The sequence below is a fragment of the Agromyces rhizosphaerae genome (assembly GCF_027925245.1).
GTDB classification, from domain to species: domain Bacteria; phylum Actinomycetota; class Actinomycetes; order Actinomycetales; family Microbacteriaceae; genus Agromyces; species Agromyces rhizosphaerae.
Window position 1 is genome coordinate 2,365,164 of sequence record NZ_BSDP01000001.1, and the last position, 20,466, is coordinate 2,385,629.

Consider the following 20,466-nt stretch of genomic DNA (forward strand, 5'->3'; position numbering starts at 1 on the left):
GCCCCGACCGGCGCATCCGTTCTCTCATAACTCCATATCCGGCCGGGCCAGCCACCCGGCCTCCATCGCAAAGTGTCATATAGCGGGCACTGAGCCGAAAGGAATCCATAGTGCTGATCGCACAGCGTCCCACGCTCACGGAAGAGAACATCTCGGAGTTCCGTTCGCGTTTCGTGATCGAGCCCCTCGAGCCGGGCTTCGGTTACACCCTCGGCAACTCGCTTCGCCGCACCCTCCTGTCGTCGATCCCCGGTGCCGCCGTCACGAGCATCCGCATCGACGGCGTGCTGCACGAGTTCTCCACCGTGCCGGGCGTGAAGGAGGATGTCACCGAGATCATCCTCAACATCAAGAACCTGGTCGTCTCCAGCGAGCACGACGAGCCCATCACCGCGTACCTGCGCAAGCAGGGCTCCGGTGAGGTCACCGCGGCCGACATCTCGGCCCCGGCCGGCGTCGAGGTGCACAACCCCGAGCTCGTCATCGCGACCCTGAACGACACCGCGAAGTTCGAGCTCGAGCTGACCATCGAGCGCGGCCGCGGCTACGTCTCGGCCAGCCAGAACCGCAGCGAGTTCTCCGAGGCCGGCCAGATCCCGGTCGACTCGATCTACTCGCCCGTGCTCAAGGTCACCTACCGCGTCGAGGCGACGCGTGCCGGTGAGCGCACCGACTTCGACCGCCTCGTGGTCGACGTCGAGACCAAGGCGGCCATCAGCCCGCGCGACGCGATCGCGTCGGCCGGCCGCACGCTGACCGAGCTGTTCGGCCTCGCCCGCGAGCTGAACAACGCCGCCGAGGGCATCGAGATCGGCCCCGCGCCGGTCGACGCCGTGCTCTCGAGCGAGCTCTCGATCCCGATCGAGGACCTCGACCTGTCGGTCCGCTCCTACAACTGCCTGAAGCGCGAGGGCATCAACACGGTCTCGGAGCTCGTCGCTCTGAGCGAGACCCAGCTGATGAACATCCGCAACTTCGGCCAGAAGTCGGTCGACGAGGTCAAGGACAAGCTCACCGAGATGGGCCTGTCGCTGAAGGACTCGGTCCCCGGCTTCGACGGCGCGCACTTCTACACCGGGTTCGACGAAGAGAACTAGGCACGCCGCGCGCGCCTCGCACACCCCCACCACTGGAGATACAGAACAATGCCCAAGCCCACCAAGGGCCCCCGCCTCGGAGGCGGACCCGCGCACGAGCGTCTCATGCTCGCGAACCTCGCCAGCAGCCTGTTCACGCACAAGCGCATCACGACGACCGAGACCAAGGCCAAGCGCCTGCGTCCGTTCGCCGAGCGCCTGGTCACCTTCGCCAAGCGCGGTGACCTGCACGCCCGTCGTCGCGTCCTCTCGGTCATCGGCGACAAGAGCGTCGTGCACGAGCTCTTCGCGGAGATCGCGCCGCAGGTGGCCGACCGCGACGGCGGCTACACCCGCATCACCAAGATCGGCAACCGCAAGGGCGACAACGCCCCCATGGCCGTGATCGAGCTCGTGCTCGAGCCCGTCACCCCGAAGGCGAAGCCCGCGAAGGCCGCTCCGGCCGAGGAGCCGGCCGCCGAGGAGCCCGTCGCCGAGGAGGCCGTGGTCGAGGAGGCGCCCGTCGCCGAGGAGACCGCCGCGGAGCCTGCCGCCGAGGAGGCCGACGCCGACGCCAAGTGACGTCGCGTCCACGCCGTATGAACGCCCCGGGCACCCGTGCCCGGGGCGTTCGTCGTCGAATGATCTGTCCCGCCCGCCGGAGAGGATGAGCACGATGACCGACAACCTGCACCCCGAGCCCCGCCAGGAGCCCCTGCGCGACCGTGTCGCCGGAGCCCGGCGCACCGTCGTGCCCGCCCATCCGGAGATCGCGTCGTGGCGCCCGGTGACGCTCGACGACGTCGACCTGCTCACGGAGTTCGAGCACGCCCTCGCCGCGGCCGACCACCCCGAGTGGCGATCCAGCCGCGACGAGGTCGCCGACATGCTCGGGCGCAGCGAGCTCGACCTCGAGCGCGACACGCTGCTCGGGTTCGCGGCCGACGGCCGGCTCGCCGCGCACGGGCTCGTGCTGAGCCCCGCCGAGGCCGAGCTCATGGTGCGCAGCTTCGTGTTCGGCGGGGTGCACCCCGACTTCCGCGGGCGCGGCATCGGGCGCGTGCTCCTCGACTGGGAGCTCGCGCGCGCCGTCGAGCAGTTCTCCACGAGCGACTCGCTGCTGCCCGGCGTGGTCTTCGGGTACGCGCAGGAGCGCACGCCGGCCCACCGCCGGCTTCTCGAGCGCGCCGGCATGGAGGCCAAGCGCTGGTTCCTGAAGTTCTCCCGGGACCTGCGCGAGCCGCTGCCCGAGGTGCCCGAGGCGGATGCCGCGGTGCGGCCGTACCGCGACGAGGACGCCGAGGCCGTGCGCCACGCCCGCAACGACGCCTTCCGCGACCACTGGGGCAGCGACGTCATGAGCTCCGAGCAGTGGGGGCACCTGGTGGGTGCCGAGGGGTTCCGCGGCGACCTGTCGCTGGTCTCGGTCGACGGCGACCGCGTCGTCGGCTTCCTGCTCGCGAGCGAGTACGAGGCGACCGACGCCCACGAGGGCGAGACCGGCATCTACGTCGAGTACGTCGGGGTGCGCCGCGAGGGTCGCGGGCGCGGCATCGCCCGCCGCCTCCTCGCCGGCCACCTGCACGCCGCAGCGGGCGCGGGCTTCACGTCGAGCGTGCTCGAGGTCGACGCCGACAGCCCGACCGGCGCGAACGCGCTCTACGAGTCGATGGGGTACCGCGAGAAGCACCGCGAGCTCGCGTACTCGCTCGAGTACTGACGCGGGCCCGACCGTAGGCTGGGGATCGTGAGCGACGAGCAGGCGGATGCCACGGGCGGCGAGCCCGTGCCGGAACCCGCGCCGCCCACCCGCATCCGCCTCGACCTCGCCTACGACGGCACGGCGTTCAACGGGTGGAGCGCCCAGCCGGGGCAGCGCACCGTGCAGGGCGTGGTCGAGCAGGCCCTCGCGACGCTCTTCCGGCGCACCGGGACGGCGCCGCGGCTGACCGTGGCCGGTCGCACCGACTCCGGCGTGCACGCCCGCGGCCAGGTCGCCCACCTCGACGTGGACCCCGACGCGCTCGAGGCCGTGACGCGTCCCCGGCGCGGCGACCCCGCCTCGGGCCGCGCCGTCGACCCGGCCGGCGTGCTCCTGCGGCGCCTCACGGGCATCCTCGGCGCGCACGACGCCGACGTCGTGGTGCACGCGGCATCGTTCGCGCCCGAAGGCTTCGACGCGCGCTTCTCGGCGGTGTGGCGGCGTTACAAGTACCGCGTGGCGGACGCCGCGGCCGTGCGGGACCCCCTGGCCCGGGCGTTCACGGTGTGGCATCCGACGACCCTCGACGCCGACGCCATGGGCGCGGCCGCGCACTCGCTGCTCGGGCTCGGGGATTTCGCCGCGTTCTGCCGGCCGCGCGAGGGGGCGACCACCATCCGCACCCTGCAGGCGTTCGACTGGCGGCGCGAGGCCGACGGGGTGCTCGTCGCCGCGCTGCAGGCCGACGCCTTCTGCCACTCGATGGTGCGCGCCCTGGTCGGCGCGTGCGTCGCGGTCGGGCAGGGGCGGCTCGCGGCCGACGAGCCGCTCGCGCTCATGCGGGCGGGGGAGCGCACGAGCGCGTTCCGGGTGATGCCCGCGAAGGGGCTCGTGCTGACCGAGGTCGGCTACCCCGACGACACGGAGCTCGCGGCCCGGGCACGGCAGACCCGGGCGCGGCGCGAATTGCACGCGGATGGGGTCGTGGGCTAAGCTGTCTCTTTGGTGCCGCCATCTGCGTCGGCATCCGAAGATGAGCCCTCCACCGGGCGTTCGACCGCATCGCGGGCGAACTCCCACGGAGTGGGATTCACGAACCCCTCTCTCGATCAGAAAGCAGCACTTCCGTGACGCGCACCTACACCCCCAAGCCGAATGAGATCCAGCGCGACTGGGTCGTCATCGACGCGACCGACATCGTGCTCGGCCGCCTCGCCAGCCACACCGCAGCCCTGCTGCGCGGCAAGCACAAGGCGATCTTCGCGAACCACGTCGACACCGGCGACTTCGTGATCATCGTCAACGCCGAGAAGGTGGCCCTCACCGGCCAGAAGCTCGAGCAGAAGAAGGCCTACCGCCACTCGGGCTACCCGGGCGGCCTGTCGGCCGTCGGCTACGCCGAGCTCCTCGAGAAGAACCCCGTCCGCGCCGTCGAGAAGGCGGTTCGCGGCATGCTCCCGAAGAACTCGCTCGGTCGCGCCCAGATCAAGAAGCTGAAGGTCTACGCAGGCCCGGAGCACCCGCACGCCGCGCAGCAGCCGAAGGCGTACACCCTCACCCAGATCGCCCAGTAACGGCGCTCCCTTCTCGACGTACAAGACCAAAGGATTCATTCATCGTGGCGAAGATCGCAGACCAGATCGACCAGGCTCCCGAGAGCTACACCACCGAGAGCGCGCCGACCGAGACCCCGGCCTCGGAGCGCGTCATCCTCAACGTGTCCGGCGCGGCCGTGGGCCGTCGCAAGCAGGCCATCGCCCGCGTGCGCGTCGTCCCCGGCGCCGGCTCCATCACGGTCAACGGCCGTGAGTTCGCGGACTACTTCCCGAACAAGCTGCACCAGCAGCTCATCACCGACCCGTTCACCGTGCTCGACCTGCGCGGCAGCTACGACGTCGTCGCCCGCATCACCGGCGGCGGCCCCTCGGGCCAGGCCGGCGCGCTGCGCCTCGCGATCGCTCGTGCGCTGAACGAGATCGACCGCGAGCACAACCGCCCGACCCTCAAGAAGGCCGGCTTCCTCACCCGCGACGCGCGCGTCATCGAGCGCAAGAAGGCCGGTCTCAAGAAGGCCCGCAAGGCTCCGCAGTTCTCCAAGCGCTGAGGCGCGACGGCTCGATGCCTCGCCTCTTCGGCACCGACGGCGTTCGGGGGCTGGCCAACCGGGAACTCTCGGCTGGGCTGGCCCTCGAACTCGCCCAGGCTGCCGCGCTCGTGCTCACGCAGGGCCGGCACGCCGATTCGATCCGCGCCGAGGGCCGCAAGCCCGTCGCGGTCGTCGCGCGCGACCCGCGCATCTCGGGTGAGTTCCTCACCTCGGCGGTCGTCGCGGGTCTCGCCAGTTCCGGCATCGACGTGCTCGATGCCGGCGTGCTGCCGACCCCGGCCACCGCGTACCTCATCGCGAGCGAGCACGCCGACTTCGGCGTGATGATCTCGGCGTCGCACAACCCGGCGCCCGACAACGGCATCAAGTTCTTCTCCTTCGGCGGCACCAAGCTGCCCGACGAGGTCGAGGACCGCATCGAGGCCCGGCTCGGTGAGGAGAAGCTCACGCCGATCGGCGACGGCGTCGGCCGCATCCGCCGCTTCTCCGACGCGGAGGACCGGTACGTGCTGCACCTCGTGAGCACGCTGCCGAACCGCCTCGACGGACTCCACGTCGTCATCGACTGCGCGCACGGTGCCGCCTCGGGCGTGTCGCCGGAGGCGTTCGCCCTCGCCGGCGCGAAGGTGACCGTGATCGGTGCCGATCCCGACGGCCTCAACATCAACGACGGCGTGGGGTCGACCCACCTCGAGGTGCTCCAGGCCGCGGTCGTCGAGCACCGCGCCGACCTCGGCATCGCCCACGACGGCGATGCCGACCGCTGCCTCGCGGTCGACCACCGGGGCCAGGTCGTCGACGGCGACCGCATCATGGCGATCCTCGCGATCGCGATGCAGCAGCGCGGGCAGCTGGCGGACGACACGCTCGTGACCACGGTCATGAGCAACATCGGCCTGCGGCAGGCGATGGCCGAGCACGGCATCTCCGTCGTGGAGACGAAGGTCGGCGACCGCTACGTGCTCGAGGAGCTCAGCGCCCACGGGTACACCCTCGGCGGCGAGCAGAGCGGGCACGTGATCATGACCGACCATGCGACGACCGGCGACGGCGTCCTGACCGGACTGCACCTCGCCGCCGAGGTCGCGCGCACCGGGCACTCGCTGGCATCCCTCGCCGACGTGATGACCGTCTACCCCCAGGTGCTCCTCAACGTGCGCGGCGTCGACCGCGACGCGCTCGCCGGCAACGAGGCGATCGACGAGGCGACGCGCGCCGTCGAGGCCGAGCTGGGCGGCTCGGGTCGCGTGCTGCTGCGCCCCTCGGGCACCGAGCCGATGGTCCGGGTCATGGTCGAGGCCGCCGAGCAGGAGGACGCGCAGCGCCACGCCGAGGCGCTGGCCGAGGTCGTGCGCGCCGAGCTCGCGGTCTGATCCGGGCTGGCCGGCCCGCAGGCCGGACGAGGGCTGCGGAGCGCCTCAGATCTTGCGCAGCAGCACGCTCGACACGGCGTGGTCCGAGTCCTTGCGCAGCACGAGAGATGCCCGCGACCGCGTGGGGCGCACGTTCTGCTCGAGGTTCGGTTCGTTGATCGAGCTCCAGATCTCGCGGGCGCGCGCACGCGCCTGCTCCTCGCTCAGCTCCGCGTAGCGGTGGAAGTACGAGTTGGGGTTCGCGAACGCGCCGCGCTGGAGGCGCAGGAACCGCTCCTCGTACCAGCTCGCGATGTCCTGCGTGCGGGCGTCGACGTAGATCGAGAAGTCGAACAGGTCGCTCACCGCGAGGCGATGCCCGGGCGCGGCCGGCTGCAGCACGTTCAGCCCCTCGACGATGAGCACGTCGGGCTGCCGCACGGTGATCTGCGCGTCGGGCACGATGTCGTAGCTGAGGTGCGAGTAGAACGGCGCGCGCACCTCCGGAGCCCCGGCCTTCACGTCGCTCACGAAGCGGAGCAGTGCCCGCCGGTCGTACGACTCGGGGAAGCCCTTGCGGCTCATCAGGCCGCGGCGCTCGAGCTCGGCGTTCGGCAGCAGGAACCCGTCGGTGGTGACGAGCTCGACGCGCGGCGTGTGCTCCCACCGGGAGAGGAGCTCGCGCAGCAGGCGCGCGATCGTCGACTTGCCCACCGCGACCGATCCGGCGACCCCGATCACGAACGGCGTGCGCTCGGCGCGGGCGCCGAGGAAGTCGCTGGTGAGCCGGTGCAGGTGGGTCATGCCCCCGACGTAGAGGTTCAGCAGCCTGCTCAGCGGGAGGTAGACCTCGGCGACCTCGTCGAGGTCGAGCGGCTCGCCGAGGCCACGCAGCTGGACGAGCTCCACCTCGGTGAGCGGGAGCGGCATCGAGGGCGCGAGCGCGGCCCAGTCCGCCCGGTCGAGCTCGACGAAGGGGGAGATGTGCTGCGTCGCGACGGGGGAGGTCGTCGGATCGGACATCCCGGACAGTCTAGTCGTGGCGATGCGACGCGTCCGCCGGTGTCCACCGCCGCCGGCACCACGTGCAGCCGCCGCACGGCTCCGCGCCGATACAATCGCCCCCATGTGTGGAATCGTCGGGTACGTCGGGCCTGCCAGCAGCCTGGACGTCCTTCTCGGAGGCCTGCGTCGCCTCGAATACCGCGGCTACGACTCGGCCGGGGTCGCCGTCATCGATGACGAGGGCAACCTCGGCACGAGCAAGAAGGCGGGCAAGCTGCAGACGCTCGTCGACGAGCTCGCCGAGCACCCCGTGCCCCGGGGCGGCACCGGCATCGGCCACACCCGCTGGGCGACGCACGGCGGCCCGACCGACGTGAACGCGCACCCGCACCTGGCCGACGGCGGCCGGCTCGCCGTGATCCACAACGGCATCATCGAGAACTTCTCCGAGCTGCGCGACGAGCTGCTCGCCGAGGGCGCGGAGTTCGCGAGCGAGACCGACACCGAGGTCGCCGCGGTGCTGCTCGGTCGCGAGTACCGGGCGACCGGCGACCTGGTCGAGGCGTTCCGCCGGACGGTGGTGCGCCTCGACGGCGCGTTCACGCTGCTCGCGGTGCACCGCGACTCGCCGGGGCTCGTCGTGGGCGCCCGCCGCAACTCGCCGCTCGTGATCGGCCTGGGGGAGGGCGAGAACTTCCTGGGCTCGGATGTCGCGGCGTTCGTCGAGCACACCCGCAACGCCGTCGCCATCGGCCAGGACCAGATCGTGGCCATCACCGCCGACGAGGTCGTCGTGACCGACTTCGACGGCGGGCCGGTGACGGTGGAGCCGTTCGAGGTCGCCTGGAACGCCGACGCCGCCGACAAGGGCGGCTGGTCGAGCTTCATGCAGAAGGAGGTCAGCGAGCAGCCCACGGCCGTCGCCGACACCCTGCGCGGACGACTCCACGACGGCAGGGTGGTCGTGGGCGAGCTCGAGGAGCTGGGCGACGACGTGCTCCGCAGCATCCGCCGCATCACCGTGATCGCCTGCGGCACGGCCGCCTACGCGGGCATGGTCGCCAAGTACGCGATCGAGAAGTGGGCGCGCGTGCCCGTCGAGGTCGAGCTGAGCCACGAGTTCCGCTACCGCGAGCCGGTCATCGGCCCGGACACGCTCGTCATCTCGGTCAGCCAGTCGGGCGAGACCATGGACACGCTGATGGCCGTGAAGTACGCCCGCGAGGCCGGTGCCCGCACGATCTCGGTCTGCAACACGCAGGGCGCGACCATCCCGCGCGAGTCCGACGCGGCGATCTACACGCACGCCGGGCCCGAGGTCGCGGTCGCGTCGACCAAGGCGTTCGTCGCGCAGATCGCGGCGCTCTACCTGTTCGGCCTCCACCTCGCGCGCGTGCTCGGCACCGCGTCGGCGGAGGAGCTCGAGACCGCCGCGTACGAGCTGGAGCACGTGCCGGCCAAGCTCGCCACCGTGCTCGAGCAGGGCGAGCGCATCGCGCAGCTCGCGCACTGGATGGCGGACACGCGCTCGGTGCTCTTCCTCGGGCGCCACGTGGGCTACCCGATCGCGCTCGAGGGGGCGCTGAAGCTCAAGGAGCTCGCCTACATCCACGCCGAGGGGTTCGCCGCGGGCGAGCTGAAGCACGGCCCGATCGCGCTGATCGAACCCGGTCAGCCGGTGTTCGTGGTCGTGCCGAGCCCGCGCAACTCCGGTTCGCTGCACCCCAAGGTCGTCTCGAACATCCAGGAGATCCGCGCCCGCGGCGCGCGCGTCATCGCGATCGCCGAGGCGGGGGATGCCGCGGTGCTGCCGTTCGCCGACGAGGTGCTGCGCATCCCGCTGGCCGGCCCGCTCTTCGAGCCGCTGCTCGCCGTGGTGCCGCTGCAGATCTTCGCCATGGAGCTGTCGGCCGCGAAGGGGCTCGACGTCGACCAGCCGCGCAACCTCGCCAAGTCGGTCACGGTCGAGTAGCGAGAGACGACGGGGAGCGGGCACGATGATCGCCGGGATCGGGGTGGACGTCGTCGACGTCGCGCGCTTCGAGCGCGCGATCACGCGTACCCCCGGCCTGCGCGAGCGGCTCTTCGCGGCGGGTGAGCGCGACCGGCCGACCCGGTCGCTGGCCGCCCGGTTCGCCGCGAAGGAGGCGCTCATCAAGGCCCTCGGCGGCCCCGACCTCATGCGCTGGCACGACATGGAGGTCGTGAACGACGCCGACGGCAACCCCGACTTCGTGCTGCACGGCGCGCTCGACGCGCACGTGCGCGAGCGGGGCATCGGGCGCGTGCACGTCTCGATGAGCCACGACGCCGGCATCGCGACGGCGTTCGTCGTGCTCGAGGGGGCGTCGTGAGCGCGGGCGGGCCCGGCCCGTTCCGCGAGGCCGTCGTCGACCTCGGCGCGATCCGCGCGAACATCGCGCGCATCGCCGAGGAGGCGGCGCCCGCCGCGGTCATGGCCGTCGTGAAGGCCGACGCCTACGGGCACGGCGCGCTGCCGGTCGCGCGCGCCGCGCTCGAGGGCGGGGCGCGCATGCTCGGGGTGGCCGACGTCGACGAGGCCCTCGCGCTCCGCGCCGCCGGTGTCACCGCCCCGATCCTCGCCTGGCTGCACGACCCCGGGCTCGACTTCGTGCCCGCACTGGAGGCCGGCATCGCCGTCGGCGTCTCCTCGGCGCACCAGCTCGAGCAGGTCGCCGCCGCGGTCGAGCGGGGTGCGCCGCCGGCGTCCGTGCACCTGAAGGTCGACACGGGGCTCAGCCGGAACGGCGTCGAGCCCGCCCGCTGGGACGCGGTCGTCCGGCGCGCACGCGAGCTCGAGGCATCCGGCCTGCTCACCGTCGACGGCGTGTTCAGCCACCTCGCGAACGCCTCCGACGCCGACGACGACGCGCAGCTGGCGGCGTTCCGGGCGGCGCTCGAGGCGGCGGATGCCGCGGGCCTGCGCCCCGGCCTGCGCCACCTCGCCTCGACCGCGGCCGCGCTGCGACGGCCCGACGCCCGGTTCGACCTCGTGCGCGTCGGCATCGGCATGTACGGCCTGACGCCCTACGGCGACGGCACGACCGGGGCCGACCTCGGCCTGGTGCCCGCGATGACGCTGCGGGGCAGGGTGGCCGCCGTGCGGCGCATCGCCGCCGGCGCCGGGGTGTCGTACGACCTGACCTGGCGCGCGGGCGCGCCGACCACGCTGGCGCTCGTGCCGCTCGGGTACGCCGACGGGGTTCCCCGGCACGCCTCGGGCACCGGCCGGGTGCTGCTCGGCGGCGAGGTGCGTCCGATCGTGGGCCGCGTCGCGATGGACCAGTTCCTGGTCGACGCGGGTGACGCGCCGGTGGCGACGGGCGACGAGGTCGTGCTGTTCGGCGACCCCGCGAGCGGTGCGCCGACGGCCGACGAGTGGGCGGATGCCGCGGGCACGATCGGCTACGAGATCGTGACGCGCATCGGGCCGCGCGTGCCCCGCACGTACCGGGAGGCGCCGTGATCGCCCGCGAGGTCGCCACGCCGGAGGCGATGGAGGAGGCCGGCCGCGAGCTCGCCGCCGACCTGCGCCGCGGCGACCTCGTCGTGCTCACGGGGCCGCTCGGCGCGGGCAAGACGACGCTCACTCGGGGCATCGGCGACGGGCTCGAGGTGCGCGGGCCGGTGCAGAGCCCGACGTTCGTGCTCGCGCGCACGCACCCGAGCCTGGTCGGCGGACCGCCGCTCGTGCACGTCGACGCGTACCGGCTCGGCAGCGCGATGGAGCTCGACGACCTCGACATCGACTTCGCGGGTTCGGTCGTCGTGGTCGAGTGGGGTGCCGGCATGCTCGACGGGGTCGCCGACTCGTGGCTCGAGGTCGAGATCGCGCGTCCGACGGGCGGCGCCGGGCACGGGGCGTCCGACGGCCGCGACGCCGACGACCCGGTGGACCTCGACGCCGACGAGCCGCGCACGCTGCGCGTGACCGGCCGCGGCCCGCGCTGGGCGGGCGGCCGGTACGGCGAGCCGACGTAGGCTGTGTCCATGCTGCTCGCGATCGACACCTCGGCGGGGTCCGGTGTCGCCGTGGTCGACGAGACCGGCCTCGTGCGCGCCGAGCGCGCCACCGACGACACCATGCGCCACGCCGAGGCGATCGGCGTGCTCATCGCCGAGGCGCTCGCCGCGGCGGGCGTCGACGCGGCCGACGTCGACGGCGTGGTCGCGGGCGTGGGACCCGGGCCGTTCACGGGCCTGCGGGTCGGCATCGCCGCGGCGCACGCGTTCGCCTTCGGCGCCGGATGCCGGATGCTGCCGGTGGTGAGCCACGATGCGCTCGCGCTCGCGTGGTACCTCGAGGGCGGCGATGGGCCGCTCCTCGTGGTGACCGACGCGAGGCGCCGCGAGCGCTACTGGAGCAGCTACGAGGGGCTCGACCTGCACGGGCTGCCCGTGCGCGCCGGGGGCCCGGGGCTCGCCAAGCCCCACGCGCTGCCCGAGACGGCCGGCACCCGGCTGGACGCGCACCACGTCTCGGCCGCCTCGCTCGGCATGGTCGCCGCGCGCACGCTCGCTGCCGGCATCGCGTTCGCGCCCGACGAGCCGCTCTACCTGCGCTCGCCCGACGTGACCCCCGCCGCGGCGCCGAAGCGGGTGAGCGCATGAGCTGGATGCTGCGCCGTGCCGCCGCCGCCGACCTCGGCCCGATCATGGAGCTCGAGCGCGCGACCTTCGCGAACGACGCCTGGTCGGCCGACTCGATGTCGCGCGAACTCGTCGACGAGCACGGGTACTACCTCGTCGCGACGCCCGCCGACGAGCCCGACGCCGTGGTCGCGTACGCGGGGCTCCTCGCGCCGCGCGGTTCCGGCCAGGGTGACATCCAGACCATCGCCGTCGCGCCCGGCGCGCGCTCGGCCGGCCTCGGCCGCGCGCTCATGCAGGCGCTGCTCGCCGAGGCGTGGCGGCGCGGCGCGCGGGACGTCTTCCTCGAGGTGCGCGCGGACAACCCGGTCGCGCAGGCGCTCTACCGCTCCCTCGGGTTCGCCGAGCTCGGTCGCCGGCGGGCGTACTACCAGCCCGACGGCGTGGACGCGATCGTCATGCGCGCGCAGCTGACCGCGCCCGTCACCCGCCCCGCGGCATCCGTGGTCTCGGAGGTGGGCGAGTGAACCGCAGCGATCCCGTGGTGCTCGGCATCGAGACCAGCTGCGACGAGACCGGCGTCGGCATCGTGCGCGGCTCGACGCTCCTCGCCAACGTCATCGCCTCGTCGATGGAGGAGCACGCCCGCTACGGCGGAGTCGTTCCCGAGGTGGCCGCCCGCGCCCACCTCGAGGCGCTCGGCCCCACCCTCCGCAGCGCGGTCGACGAGGCCGGCATCACGCTCGACGAGGTCGACGCGATCGCCGTGACCAACGGGCCGGGCCTCGCCGGCGCGCTCATGGTCGGCGTGGGCGCGGCCAAGGCGCTCGCGCTGTCGCTCGACGTGCCGATCTACGCCGTGAACCACCTCGTGGGGCACGTGGGCGCGGACGTCCTCGCCGACGACGAGCCGTTCGAGTACCCGACGATCGCGCTCCTGGTCTCGGGCGGGCACACGTCGCTGCTGCTCGTGCACGACCTCACCAGCGACGTCGAGCTGCTCGGCGAGACCATCGACGACGCCGCGGGCGAGGCGTTCGACAAGGTCGCGCGCGTGCTCGGGCTCGCGTACCCCGGCGGCCCGCGCATCGACGCGGCGGCGGTCGACGGCGACCCGCGCGCCATCCGCTTCCCGCGCGGCCTGACCAAGCCCAAGGACCTCGTGCGGCACCGCTACGACTTCAGCTTCTCGGGCCTGAAGACCGCGGTCGCGCGCTGGGTCGAGCAGCGCCAGGACGCGGGCGAGCCGCTGCCGGTGGGCGACGTGGCGGCGAGCTTCCGCGAGGCGGTCGCCGACGTGCTGGTCGGCAAGGCGATCGCGGCCTGCGTCGACCTGGGCGTGCCCCGGCTGCTGCTGGGCGGCGGCGTCGTGGCGAACGCGCGCGTGCGCGCCCTCGCGGCCGAGCGGGCGGATGCGGCGGGCATCGCCCTGCGCATCCCGCCGCTCTCGCTCTGCACCGACAACGGCGCGATGATCGCCGCGCTCGGCGCGCAGCGCATCATGGCCGGCCACGAGCCCTCGGACCTCGGGTTCGGCGCGGACTCGACCCTGCCGGTGACGACCATCCAGTCCTGACGACGCCGGGCGACATACTCGGGTTAACCCTCCTGCGCCCCGGTGTCGTGCACCGCTATGGTGAGGTACGAGCACCGCGCTGCAGTGGTGCCCGGGTGCGTGCGCGCCGCAGCATCCGTCGTCCTGCACCGTCCTCGAGGAGTTCACCGTGACCGACCCCAACACGCCGCAGCAGCCCGACTACTCCGCCGCGCCCGCGCCCTCCGGCCAGTACGCCGCCGCGCCGAACACGCAGAAGACGAACGTCCTCGCGATCATCTCGCTCGTGTCGGCGTTCTTCATCTCGCTCGTCGCGGTCATCACCGGCCACATCGCGCTCAGCCAGATCAAGAAGACGGGCGAGCAGGGCCGCGGCCTCGCGATCGCCGGCCTCGTCATCGGCTACATCGGCCTGGTGGTCGGCGTCATCGTCTTCATCTTCTGGATCGCCGTGATCGGCTTCGCGGCCTCGAGCGGCAACCTGAACTACTGACCCGTGGCCCGCCGGGCGGGCCGCGCGAGCGCAAGGGACGCATCATGACCGACCCGAAGACCCCGTCCGACCAGCCGGAGGAGCCGGAGACCCCGGCCCCCACCGAGCCGGACACGCCCGCACCCGCCGAGCCGACGGTGCCGACCCCCGCCGAGCCGGCGCCGCCGGCCCCAGAGGAGCCGCTCGCGCCGACCCCGGCCGAGCCGGTCGTGCCGACGCCGCCGCCCGCACCCGAGCCGACGTCACCGCCGGCGGCTCCGCAGGCGTCGACCCCGCCGCCGCCCGCGCCACCGGCGTACGGCCCGCCGGCCGGGCAGGTGTCGTACGCGGCGTCGCCGACGCCGGCGCCCGCGGCCGGCGCGGCGAGCCCGTCGCCGGTGCTCTCGATCATCTCGCTGGTCGCGGGCGTCCTGGGCGTCGTGGGATCGATCGTGGTCGTGTGGATCCCGATCGTGGGCGGCATCCTGCAGCTCTTCATCCCCGCCGCGGCGGTCGTCCTGGGCTTCCTGGGGCGCCGCAAGGAGCCGACGGGCAAGGGCATGGCGCTCGCCGGCATCATCACCGGCTTCGTGGGCATCGCGATCGGCATCATCTCGATCATCGGCTGGATCGCGATCTTCGCGGCCGCGCCGTACAGCTACTACTACTGACGCCAGCGATGTACGCCGACGCCGACGACGCCCGGCCGCAGGAGGACCCTGCGGCCGGGCGTCCGGCGTCCGCGGGCCCGCCGGCGGGCGGCAGCCTCCCCGAGCCCCCGCCTCCCGCGCGCGAGTTCGAGGAGGTGTACGACACGGGCGTCATCTCGCGCCTCCCGACCGGGGAACTGCTGGTCGTGCACCGCGACTGGGACCCCTCGCCGGCCGACGAGCACGCCTCCGAGGAGGAGGTCGTGGAGCGCTCGCTCTACGGCACCGTGGCATCCGCGAGCGGCATCATCGGCGTGCTCGCTGCGCTGTTCGTCGGGTGGGCCGTGCCGCTGTCGATCGCGGCGATCGTGTTCGGCGTGCTCGGCATCCGACGCGGCACGGGAGACGGCGCGCGCTCGGCCATCGGGATCGCCACGGGCGCGGCGGGCACGCTCTTCTCGATGATCTGGATCTTCACCTACGTCACCGCGGCCGGCGTGCTCGGCTGACCGCATCGCGTCGCTGCGCGCTGGGGCCGCGCGCCTGCGGCCGACGGGGGATCAGACGCGCTCGGCGAGCAGCGCGACGTGGCGTCCCTGCGCCCGGGTCAGGATGATCGTCGCACTGCGGTCGCCGCGGAGCTTCAGCCGGCGTCGGAGCGCGGCCGGGTCGACGTCCACCCCGCGCTTCTTGATCTCGAGCACGCCGACCTCGCGATCGCGGAGTGCGCGCCGGAGGTCCTGCTCGTCGGGCGGGAGCTGATCGAGCACGCGGAAGCCGGTAGCGAACGGGGTCGCGGCGGGCTCGTCTGCGGTGAGGTACGCGATGCCGTCGCCGACCATCCGCGCGCCGAGCGTGCGGGCGAGGTCGCCGATGAGCCGGGAGCGGATCACGGCGGGGTCGGGCTCGAAGACGTACTCGCCGAGCGGACCCGTCTCCACGTCGGGGCTGTCGGCCGCGGCGACCATCTCGTGCGCGCCGTCGTCGCGCAGCACCAGGGCGGCGCGCCGCACGCCGTCGCGCGCGAGCACGCCGGTCCAGAGCACGAGCTCCACCAGGTCGCCGTCGACCGAGACCCACTGGGCCTCGGCGTCGCCGGGGATCACGTCGCGATCGGTCCCCGGCCCGAGCTTGACGCCCACCGGCATCCGCTCGGCGATCGAGAACACCGTCTCCAGGCTCGGGGAGTAGTCCGCGGCCCGCAGCCGCGTCGTCGTGCCCTGCTCGGTGCGACGGCGGGCGGGATCGAGCCAGGCGGCGTCGACATCGTCGAGGGGCACGGATGCCGCGTCCGCGTGCACGACCTCCGCCTGCGCGAACGGGGTGAGGTTGAAGGCCGCGATCGCGGCGGTCACCTCGTCGGCCTCGACCGCGGTGACCTGCAGGTCGATCGCCGCCATCGCGAGCGCGTCGCCGCCGATGCCGCAGCCGAGGTCGGCGACCCGGCGCAGGCCCGCCGCGTCGAACCGGCCGGCGTGCAGCGCCGCCACCCGCAGCCGGGTGGCCTGCTCGAGCCCGGCCTCGGTGAACAGCATCCGCTCCGCGAAGGGACCGAACTTCGCCTCGGCCTTCGCGCGCAGCCGCGACTGGGTGAGCGCGGCCGCGACCACGCCCGGGGAGTGGCCCTCCCTGCGGAGCGCGGCGACGGTCTGGACGACCTGGTCGCGACCCGTCCAGCGGGGGAGCGAATCGAGGAGCCGGAGGCCCTCCGGGCTCAGCAGCTCGACCAGCTCGGCGCGATCCATCCCGCCACGCTAGCACCGGCGGAGCCGGCGTCCGGAGGCCGCTCCGGGGCATCCGCCACCCTGCTGGCACTCACGTTGCACGAGTGCCAACAGACCCCTAGACTCGACGTAGCACTCTCAGTCTGCGAGTGCTAAACAGTCTTCGTTTCTTCAAGAAAGAGGTCAACCGTGTCGGTCTCCATCAAGCCGCTCGAGGATCGCATCGTCATCCAGCAGGTCGAAGCGGAGCAGACCACCGCTTCGGGTCTCGTCATCCCGGACACCGCGAAGGAGAAGCCCCAGGAGGGCGAGGTCGTCGCGGTCGGCCCGGGCCGCATCGACGACAACGGCAACCGCGTCCCGCTCGACGTCGCAGTCGGCGACAAGGTGATCTACTCGAAGTACGGCGGAACCGAGGTCAAGTTCGGCGGCCAGGACTACCTGGTGCTCTCGGCCCGCGACGTGCTCGCGGTGGTCGTGCGCTAGTCGCATCCGCACCTCACGAACGGCCCGCTCGCCTCGCGCGAGCGGGCCGTTCGTCATCTCCGGGGCGTGGAGCGCGGTCGTGCCGGGTGCGGCGTAGCATCGAGCGGTGACCGACTCTCCACGGCGCGCGTCGCGCGCGACGGTCGACGCCCCCGCCGGCTCGCGCCGGGCGGGCTTCGCCTACGCGTTCACGGCATACGGGCTGTGGGGCGTCCTCCCCCTGTACTTCCTCGCGCTCGCGCCCACCGGACCGTTCGAGATCGTGGCCTGGCGCGTGCTCCTCTCGCTCGGGTTCTGCGCGATCCTGCTCACGGTCGGGCGGGCGTGGCGAGCGCTCGGCGTGCTCGTGCGCGACCGCCGGGTGATGTTCGTCATGGCCGCCGCCGGCGCCCTCATCTACGTGAACTGGCAGACCTACGTCTACGCCACGGCGACCGGCCGGGTGGTCGAGACCTCGCTCGGCTACTTCATCAACCCGATCGTCACGGTGTTCCTCGGCGTGCTCGTGCTGGGGGAGCGGCTCCGCGTGCTCCAGTGGGTCGCCGTGGGGATCTCGTTCGTCGCGGTCGTGGTGCTCACGGTCGCACACGGCGGCCCGCCGTGGATCGCGCTCGTGCTCGCCTTCTCGTTCGGCCTCTACGGCCTCATCAAGAAGCGCGTCGGCGCGCGCGTCGACGCGGTGGCCGGGCTCACCCTCGAGACCGCGTGGCTCGCGCCGGTCGCGCTCGTGCAGCTCGTGGTCGTCGCCGTCACCTCCGGGCTCACGCTCGGCACGGCCGGGCCCTGGCACGCGCTGCTCCTGCTCTGCGCGGGGGCGGTCACGGCCGTGCCGCTGCTCGCGTTCGCGGCGGGATCGCGGCGGCTGCCGCTGGTGTCGATGGGCTTCATCCAGTACCTCGCGCCCGTGCTGCAGTTCATCGTCGGCGTCGCGGTGCTCGGCGAGCCCATGCCGCTCGAGCGATGGATCGGATTCGCGCTCGTCTGGATCGCGATCGGCGTGCTGCTGGCGGACCTCGCACGGGCCGCAGGACGCGACAGGAGGGCCCGCCGGGCCCTCGCCGCATCGGAGGACCGGGATGCCCCGGAAGCGCCCGTGGGGCCGCTCTGAGCGCCTCACGATCGTTGCGTGAATGTTGCCCGGAGCGCAGATTCGCGTCGTTCGGGGGGCGTTTATGACGCCCACGTAACGATTCATCCGGTGTTACATGGTTGTGATCGCCCTGACTTGTTCCCGTCTCACGGGCCTGACTACTGTGAACGCACGGCACCCGTCTGGGTGCCGCACCAAACAGTGTCCTTCAGTCCCTAGGAGCATGATGAGCGTAATCGCGAAGGCCTCGGCCAAGCGCTCGGCTCGCGCGGCCTGGACGGGGATCGCCCTTGCGGGTGTATCCGCCCTCCTCCTCACCGCGTGCAGTTCGGGTGAGACGACCGAGCCCACCGAGTCCGACGAGGCTGCCGCCTCCGGCGACGCCCTGCCGATCGAGCCCGGCGAGCGTGACCTCACCCTGAAGATCGGTACGATCCTCCCGCAGTCGGGTGCGCTCGCGTTCCTCGGCCCGCCCGAGGAGGCCGGCGTGGCCCTCGCCGCGCAGGAGATCAACGACGCCGACCTCGGCATCACCGTGGACGTGGTCTACCGCGACTCCGGTGACACCACCACCGACACCGCGACCGTCTCGGTGACCGACCTCCTCTCGCAGGACGTCTCGGGCATCGTCGGCGCCGCCTCGTCGGGCGTCTCGAAGACCGTCATCGACCAGATCGTGGCCGCCGGCGTCGTGCAGTTCTCGCCGGCCAACACCTCGGCCGACTTCACCGAGTACGACGACGACAACCTCTACTGGCGCACCGCTCCGTCGGACACGCTCCAGGGCGAGGTGCTCGGCAACCTGATCGCGTCGGACGGCAACGCCACCCTCGGCATGATCGTGCTGAACGACCCGTACGGCACCGGCCTGGCGGAGTTCACCAAGACCGCGTTCGAGGCCGCTGGCGGCGAGGTCGTCGCCGAGGAGCTCTTCAACGAGGGCGACTCGAACTTCGACTCGCAGATCGCCGGCGTCACCGCCGCGAACCCGGACGCGATCGCGCTGATCACGTTCGACCAGGCGAAGATCGTCACGCCGGCGCTGGTCGGCGAGGGCTTCCCCGGCGACAAGCTGTACTTCGTGGACGGCAACCTGGCCGACTACAGTGCGGACTTCGCCCCGGGCCTCGTCACGGGCGCCAAGGGCACCCTGCCCGGTCTCGACGTGAGCACGCTCGGTGACTTCACCGACAACCTGCTCTCGATCGACGACTCGCTGACGGACTTCAGCTACGCGGCTGAGTCCTACGACGCGGTCATCCTGCTGGCGCTCGCGGCCTACGCCGCGAACAGCACCGACGGTGCCGACATTGCGTCGTACCTGCAGCAGGTGTCGGGCGGCTCGGGTGACGGCGAGGTCGTCACCACGTTCGCCGACGCCGCCGCGCTCCTCAGCGAGGGCGAGCAGATCGACTACGACGGTCCTTCGGGCCCGATCACGTTCGACGAGCACGGTGACCCGACCGAGGCGACCATCGGTATCTTCCAGTACCTGGACGACGGTACCTACGAGCGCATCGGCGACGGATAGTCTCCACTGCTGACGCTCCTCGGAGCTGACGCGCAGGCGAAGGGCCCCGGCTTCGGCCGGGGCCCTTCGTCGTACCCGCTGTCGACCCCACGGTGTGGCGGGCGCTTTTCAGGAGCCGGCGGAGCGGCCGCGGAGCATCGGTGCGCATCAATGACGGTGGCGCGCGATCATGCTGTCGGGAGCCCGGTCGGCGCAGCGATGCACCGTCGGCCCTCGGACGGCTCCTGAAAAGCACCCTGTTTCGCAGGGGAGGCGCCTGGACGGGACGGGGACGACGCGTGCGTGCGGAGCGACGAGAGCGGGGCGGATGCCCGTGGCATCCGCCCCGCTCGTCGAGGTCGTGTCGGAGGGACCCGGCTACTCCTCCTGGCCGAGCGTGCCGAGGTAGAGGCCGATGACCTTGGGGTCGTTCAGCAGCTCGCGCCCGGTGCCCGTGTAGGCGTCGTGGCCCTGGTCGAGCACGTAGCCGCGGTCGCAGATCTGCAGGCAGCGGCGGGCGTTCTGCTCGACCATGATCGTGGTGACGCCCGCGCGGTTGATCTCCTTGACGCGCAGGAACGCCTCGTCCTGGCGCACGGGGGAGAGACCGGCCGACGGCTCGTCGAGCAGCAGGACGTGCGGGCCCATCATGAGCGCGCGCGACATGGCGACCATCTGCCGCTCGCCGCCCGACAGCGAGCCCGCGCGCTGCGCGAGGCGCTTGCCGAGTTCGGGGAAGATGTCGACCACGAACTCGAGGCGGTGCTTGAGGTCCTTCGGGCGCTGGAAGACGCCCATCTCGAGGTTCTCCTGGATGGTGAGCGTCGGGAAGACGTTGTTCGTCTGCGGCACGAAGCCCACACCCTTGGCGACGAGCTTGTTCGCCTTGAGGTTGGTGATCTCCTCGCCGCGGAGGTAGATGCCGCCATCGCGCACCTTCACGAGCCCGAAGATCGACTTGAGCAGCGTCGACTTGCCGGCACCGTTCGGGCCGATGATGCCGATGAGCTCGCCGTCGCGGGCCTGCAGGGAGCAGTCGTTCAGGATGTTCACGCCCGGCAGGTAGCCCGCGGTGACGCCGCGGACGTCGACGACCATCTCGCGCTCGGGCTCCATCACCGGCGCG

Annotated in this window: 23 protein-coding genes; 20 read left to right on the forward strand and 3 right to left on the reverse strand. The window is 72.5% G+C overall.

Annotated elements, in window-relative coordinates; all coding sequences use genetic code 11:
- Positions 1–110 precede the first annotated feature (110 nt).
- The 7 genes from QMG39_RS11145 (at position 111) to glmM (ending at position 6,258) form a co-directional block, all read left to right on the forward strand.
- Positions 111–1,097: a DNA-directed RNA polymerase subunit alpha gene (locus tag QMG39_RS11145; RefSeq protein ID WP_281884965.1), complete on the forward strand. Its 987-nt coding sequence runs from the start codon at positions 111–113 to the stop codon at positions 1,095–1,097.
- Positions 1,098–1,145: 48 nt separating this feature from the next.
- Entirely contained in the window at positions 1,146–1,658 is a 513-nt protein-coding gene (rplQ, locus tag QMG39_RS11150) for a 50S ribosomal protein L17 (protein WP_281884967.1), read from the forward strand.
- Positions 1,659–1,752: 94 nt separating this feature from the next.
- On the forward strand, positions 1,753–2,796 hold the full coding sequence (locus QMG39_RS11155; RefSeq protein ID WP_281884969.1) for a GNAT family N-acetyltransferase: 1,044 nt from the start codon (positions 1,753–1,755) through the stop codon (positions 2,794–2,796).
- 27 nt (positions 2,797–2,823) lie between these two features.
- Entirely contained in the window at positions 2,824–3,771 is a 948-nt protein-coding gene (locus QMG39_RS11160) for a tRNA pseudouridine synthase A (RefSeq protein ID WP_373878322.1), read from the forward strand.
- 134 nt (positions 3,772–3,905) lie between these two features.
- On the forward strand, positions 3,906–4,352 hold the full coding sequence (gene rplM / locus QMG39_RS11165) for a 50S ribosomal protein L13 (protein ID WP_281884971.1): 447 nt from the start codon (positions 3,906–3,908) through the stop codon (positions 4,350–4,352).
- Between the two features lie 44 nt (positions 4,353–4,396).
- Positions 4,397–4,882, forward strand: a complete 486-nt coding sequence (gene rpsI, locus QMG39_RS11170) for a 30S ribosomal protein S9 (RefSeq protein WP_281884973.1) — start codon at positions 4,397–4,399, stop codon at positions 4,880–4,882.
- Between the two features lie 14 nt (positions 4,883–4,896).
- Positions 4,897–6,258 carry a phosphoglucosamine mutase gene (gene glmM, locus QMG39_RS11175; RefSeq protein WP_281884975.1) on the forward strand — a complete coding sequence of 454 codons (1,362 nt, stop codon included), beginning with the start codon at positions 4,897–4,899 and terminating at the stop codon, positions 6,256–6,258.
- Between the two features lie 45 nt (positions 6,259–6,303).
- On the opposite strand, the gene coaA is transcribed toward glmM, so the two are convergent.
- The gene (coaA, locus tag QMG39_RS11180; protein WP_281884977.1) at positions 6,304–7,260 is read right to left on the reverse strand and encodes a type I pantothenate kinase; all 957 of its coding nucleotides are present in this window, start codon (positions 7,258–7,260) and stop codon (positions 6,304–6,306) included.
- Positions 7,261–7,363: 103 nt separating this feature from the next.
- On the opposite strand from coaA, the gene glmS reads away from it, so the two are divergent.
- The 10 genes from glmS to QMG39_RS11230 all read left to right on the forward strand — a co-directional run bounded on the left by glmS (position 7,364) and on the right by QMG39_RS11230 (position 15,039).
- Complete coding sequence (glmS, locus tag QMG39_RS11185) at positions 7,364–9,214, forward strand: glutamine--fructose-6-phosphate transaminase (isomerizing) (RefSeq protein ID WP_281884979.1); 1,851 nt, start codon at positions 7,364–7,366, stop codon at positions 9,212–9,214.
- Between the two features lie 25 nt (positions 9,215–9,239).
- The gene (locus QMG39_RS11190; RefSeq protein ID WP_281884981.1) at positions 9,240–9,596 is read left to right on the forward strand and encodes a holo-ACP synthase; all 357 of its coding nucleotides are present in this window, start codon (positions 9,240–9,242) and stop codon (positions 9,594–9,596) included.
- Positions 9,593–10,729 carry an alanine racemase gene (gene alr, locus QMG39_RS11195; RefSeq protein WP_281884983.1) on the forward strand — a complete coding sequence of 379 codons (1,137 nt, stop codon included), beginning with the start codon at positions 9,593–9,595 and terminating at the stop codon, positions 10,727–10,729. The genes QMG39_RS11190 and alr overlap by 4 nt, the downstream gene beginning before the upstream one ends.
- A 29-nt stretch (positions 10,730–10,758) precedes the next feature.
- Positions 10,759–11,244 carry a tRNA (adenosine(37)-N6)-threonylcarbamoyltransferase complex ATPase subunit type 1 TsaE gene (tsaE, locus tag QMG39_RS11200; protein WP_281887256.1) on the forward strand — a complete coding sequence of 162 codons (486 nt, stop codon included), beginning with the start codon at positions 10,759–10,761 and terminating at the stop codon, positions 11,242–11,244.
- Between the two features lie 9 nt (positions 11,245–11,253).
- Positions 11,254–11,874, forward strand: a complete 621-nt coding sequence (gene tsaB, locus QMG39_RS11205; protein WP_281884985.1) for a tRNA (adenosine(37)-N6)-threonylcarbamoyltransferase complex dimerization subunit type 1 TsaB — start codon at positions 11,254–11,256, stop codon at positions 11,872–11,874.
- Positions 11,871–12,380, forward strand: coding sequence for a ribosomal protein S18-alanine N-acetyltransferase (rimI, locus tag QMG39_RS11210; protein WP_281884987.1), 510 nt, complete (start codon positions 11,871–11,873; stop codon positions 12,378–12,380). Before tsaB ends, rimI begins: the two co-directional genes overlap by 4 nt.
- Positions 12,377–13,429, forward strand: a complete 1,053-nt coding sequence (gene tsaD / locus QMG39_RS11215) for a tRNA (adenosine(37)-N6)-threonylcarbamoyltransferase complex transferase subunit TsaD (protein ID WP_281884989.1) — start codon at positions 12,377–12,379, stop codon at positions 13,427–13,429. Before rimI ends, tsaD begins: the two co-directional genes overlap by 4 nt.
- 148 nt (positions 13,430–13,577) lie before the next feature.
- Entirely contained in the window at positions 13,578–13,901 is a 324-nt protein-coding gene (locus QMG39_RS11220) for a DUF4190 domain-containing protein (protein ID WP_281884991.1), read from the forward strand.
- Positions 13,902–13,945: 44 nt separating this feature from the next.
- Positions 13,946–14,551 (forward strand): DUF4190 domain-containing protein, encoded by a 606-nt coding sequence (locus QMG39_RS11225; protein ID WP_281884993.1) that lies wholly within the window; start codon positions 13,946–13,948, stop codon positions 14,549–14,551.
- Positions 14,552–14,559: 8 nt separating this feature from the next.
- Positions 14,560–15,039: a DUF4190 domain-containing protein gene (locus tag QMG39_RS11230; RefSeq protein WP_281884995.1), complete on the forward strand. Its 480-nt coding sequence runs from the start codon at positions 14,560–14,562 to the stop codon at positions 15,037–15,039.
- A 51-nt stretch (positions 15,040–15,090) separates the two neighbouring features.
- Here QMG39_RS11230 and QMG39_RS11235 read toward each other — a convergent pair whose 3' ends face one another.
- Positions 15,091–16,275 carry a class I SAM-dependent methyltransferase gene (locus QMG39_RS11235; protein ID WP_281884997.1) on the reverse strand — a complete coding sequence of 395 codons (1,185 nt, stop codon included), beginning with the start codon at positions 16,273–16,275 and terminating at the stop codon, positions 15,091–15,093.
- A gap of 168 nt (positions 16,276–16,443) precedes the next feature.
- Between QMG39_RS11235 and groES the strand changes: the two genes are divergently transcribed.
- The 3 genes from groES to QMG39_RS11250 all read left to right on the forward strand — a co-directional run bounded on the left by groES (position 16,444) and on the right by QMG39_RS11250 (position 19,361).
- The gene (groES, locus tag QMG39_RS11240; RefSeq protein ID WP_281884999.1) at positions 16,444–16,740 is read left to right on the forward strand and encodes a co-chaperone GroES; all 297 of its coding nucleotides are present in this window, start codon (positions 16,444–16,446) and stop codon (positions 16,738–16,740) included.
- A 106-nt stretch (positions 16,741–16,846) separates the two neighbouring features.
- Positions 16,847–17,848 carry an EamA family transporter RarD gene (rarD, locus tag QMG39_RS11245; RefSeq protein ID WP_281885001.1) on the forward strand — a complete coding sequence of 334 codons (1,002 nt, stop codon included), beginning with the start codon at positions 16,847–16,849 and terminating at the stop codon, positions 17,846–17,848.
- Positions 17,849–18,056: 208 nt separating this feature from the next.
- Entirely contained in the window at positions 18,057–19,361 is a 1,305-nt protein-coding gene (locus QMG39_RS11250; RefSeq protein WP_281885003.1) for an ABC transporter substrate-binding protein, read from the forward strand.
- Positions 19,362–19,718: 357 nt separating this feature from the next.
- On the opposite strand, the gene QMG39_RS11255 is transcribed toward QMG39_RS11250, so the two are convergent.
- Positions 19,719–20,456 (reverse strand): ABC transporter ATP-binding protein, encoded by a 738-nt coding sequence (locus QMG39_RS11255; protein ID WP_281887258.1) that lies wholly within the window; start codon positions 20,454–20,456, stop codon positions 19,719–19,721.
- Positions 20,457–20,466: the final 10 nt, after the last annotated feature.